Raw genomic sequence first — 2,850 nt, 5'->3', positions numbered from 1 at the left:
TTTAATATTAAGTAAATCAAATCTAAATTTCAAGTTCAAAACTTAAAATAAATTAATAAAATTAATTTTTAGCATTAAAATTATAATAATGAATTAAATTTTTTTCTAGTCTTCAAGAATTTTTAAAGCTTCTTCAACATCCAAATCATTATGCACTACTTCAGAAATTGCTTTAGTTATTTTTCCAGGTGCTTTAGCTTGGAAAAGGTTTCTTCCGAATGCAACTCCTGCTCCACCTACTTCAAGAGAATCTCTTACCATTTCTAAAAGTTCCCTATCAGTTTCAACCTTTGGACCTCCTGCAATGACAACAGGAACCAAAGCTCCATCAACAACTTCCTTAAAGCTGTCAGGGTCACCGGTATAATTGGTCTTTACAATGTCAACACCAAGTTCTGAACCTACACGTGCTGCATGCTTTACCATTTCAACATCATGTTCGTTTTCAACCTTTTGTCCCCTTGGGTACATCATTGCAAGAAGAGGAATTCCCCAGTAACTGCAGGTTTCTGAAATTTCACCAAGCTCAACCAACATTTCAGGTTCGGTCTCTGAACCAATGTTTACATGAATGGAAACTGCATCTGCACCAAGTTGAATGGCTTTTTCCACAGTTGTAACAGTTACCTTGTTGTTTGGATCTGGGCTGAGGGAAGTGCTTGCAGACAAATGTACAATAAGACCTATATCCTTACCATATCCTCTGTGACCACGTTCAACAATACCCTTATGCATCAATACTGCATTTGCTCCGCCTTGGGAGATTTCTTCAATGGTCTTATCCATATTGATAATACCCTTTATTGGTCCGCTGGAAACACCATGATCCATAGGAGCAATGACTGTTCTTCCAGTTTTTCTATTGAAAATTCTTTCTAGACGAATTCTTTTTCCTATATTTGCTGTCATAAGATTAGTCTCCTTCTAATTAAATTTTGTAAAAAAGCAATATTTACAACATACATAAATTTTGTATCTATTCTTTAATAAAACTTATGCATGTATAATTTTTTTCCAAAATTTTTATATTTTGTTTAATATTTTTTATACTGCAATCCAAAATCAAGGACATCATTTCTAAAAAATATTAAATAATGTATAATTTTATACATTACTGTATTTATTATAACATATAATATTATCTATTTTTAGTATTATATAAATCTAATTATTTAACTCATTTAATAATTTTTCCATTAAAAAAAGAAATAAAATAATTTAACAATCTTTCCATTAAAAAAAAGGAAATAAAATAATTTAACAATCTTTCCATTAAAAAAAAGGAAATAAAATTTCTTGAAAAAAAATAATATAAAATTTTTAAATATTTTAAAAATAAAACTAATAACAATCAAAAATTATTCTTGGGGAAAAAATCATGAAAGTTAATGATAATGAAAAGGTTAGAAGTTTTTTAGCCATTGAACTTGATGAAGAACTTGTTCCTAAAATATTGGAAGTTCAAAAAGACTTTAAAAAGACAAATACAAAAATCAAGTATGTTCCAGCAGAAAACATGCATTTTACATTGAAATTCTTTGGAGATATAGACAAATATATGATAGAGGACATTTCCACGGGAGTTGAAAGGGTGATTAAAAACTATTCTTCCTTTGAATTGAAAATAGAAAACTGTGGAAGCTTTCCAAATGAAAGGACAATCAAGGTTCTTTGGCTTGGAATAGACAAAAATTCCAAAATAACAGATCTTCAAAAGGATCTTGACAAGGAATTTAAAAAATTAGGATTTAAGAAAGAAAGAAACTACATTTCACATCTCACAATCGGAAGGGTAAAAAGTCCTAAAAACAAGAATGAAATCAAGGAAGTCATTGAAAAGAACAGAAAGATTAGTATAGGTTCAATGAGAGCAAATAGAATTTGCCTTAAAAAAAGCACATTGACTCCTCAAGGACCAATCTATGAAAATATAAAAACATTCGACTTATAAAAAAAGCAATTAAGAAGAATAAGCTTAAATATTTAATTTAATCGAATAAATAAATTAAAAAAATTAAATAAAAACACTTAAAACTAAATAATAAGAATAAAAAACTAATTAGGATAATAATAAACTAAATAAAATAATAAAAAACTAATAAGAATAAAAATAAACTAAATAAAATAAAAAAAAACTAATAAGAATAAAAATAAACTAATTAAAATAATAAAAGTTAATTAGAAAATAATTAATTATTATTCTTATTTTCTAAACAAAAAGTGAACATTCCCCTTATCTATTTCCTCAAGGGAATGTGGTTTCACTTCACCATCAGGAATTCCTAAAGCTAAAATTCCAACTATTCTAAAGTAATCATCTATTCCCAAGATTTCACGTACAATATCTTCAGCAGATTCACCACTTTCAGACTTTCTTAAATGAATCTGAATCCAACAACTACCAATATCCTCCTCTGCAGCCATCAGATGCATAAATGAAAGTGCAATTGAGGAATCCTCAATCCAAGTGTCTGAAACATTAGAATTGGCAGCCACTACAATAGCCTTGTTTGCATCCTTTAAGAAAGCTGCACCGGCATCCTTGGATTTTGATAATTTTTCCAAAACATCCCTATTGTCCACAATTAAAAAACTGCATGGCTTTCTGTTTCTACTTGTAGGGGCAAGCAATCCTGCCTGCAAGATTCTGTTCAGTTTTTCCTTAGGAATCTCCTCATCCCTATATTTTCTTACACTTCTTCTCTTAAGCATTAAATCCAATAAACTCATAATATTATATTTTTAAATGAAGCATAAATAATTATTCCGATTTTAAAAAAACATTTCTTCAAGAATCGAAACTCAATAAAATAAATAAAAAAAATAATAGATAAATCCTAACTCAAAAAA

The 2,850-nt window shown here is 28.5% G+C and carries 3 protein-coding genes; 1 reads left to right on the top strand and 2 read right to left on the bottom strand.

The features are described from left to right. Positions 1-105 precede the first annotated feature (105 nt). Positions 106-909: a 2-amino-3,7-dideoxy-D-threo-hept-6-ulosonate synthase gene (locus tag Q0138_RS00015; protein WP_297979160.1), complete on the bottom strand. Its 804-nt coding sequence runs from the start codon at positions 907-909 to the stop codon at positions 106-108. 469 nt (positions 910-1,378) lie between these two features. Here Q0138_RS00015 and thpR point away from each other — a divergent pair, with 469 nt between their 5' ends. Beyond that, positions 1,379-1,951 carry an RNA 2',3'-cyclic phosphodiesterase gene (thpR, locus tag Q0138_RS00010; RefSeq protein WP_297979158.1) on the top strand — a complete coding sequence of 191 codons (573 nt, stop codon included), beginning with the start codon at positions 1,379-1,381 and terminating at the stop codon, positions 1,949-1,951. Positions 1,952-2,202: 251 nt separating this feature from the next. Here the strand turns inward: thpR and Q0138_RS00005 are convergent, their stop codons facing one another. Continuing rightward, positions 2,203-2,730, bottom strand: coding sequence for a nitroreductase family protein (locus tag Q0138_RS00005; RefSeq protein WP_297979156.1), 528 nt, complete (start codon positions 2,728-2,730; stop codon positions 2,203-2,205). Positions 2,731-2,850: the final 120 nt, after the last annotated feature.

The sequence above is a fragment of the uncultured Methanobrevibacter sp. genome (genome assembly GCF_937906425.1).
GTDB lineage: Archaea > Methanobacteriota > Methanobacteria > Methanobacteriales > Methanobacteriaceae > Methanobrevibacter.
This window is presented reverse-complemented; position numbering and strand designations above follow the sequence as displayed.

Bases quoted from the DNA above. Each gene is read 5' to 3' on its own strand.
- Q0138_RS00015 (WP_297979160.1), bottom strand. From the start codon at position 909: ATGACAGCAAATATAGGAAAAAGAATTCGTCTAGAAAGAATTTTCAAT.
- thpR (WP_297979158.1), top strand. From the start codon at position 1,379: ATGAAAGTTAATGATAATGAAAAGGTTAGAAGTTTTTTAGCCATTGAA.
- Q0138_RS00005 (WP_297979156.1), bottom strand. From the start codon at position 2,730: ATGAGTTTATTGGATTTAATGCTTAAGAGAAGAAGTGTAAGAAAATAT.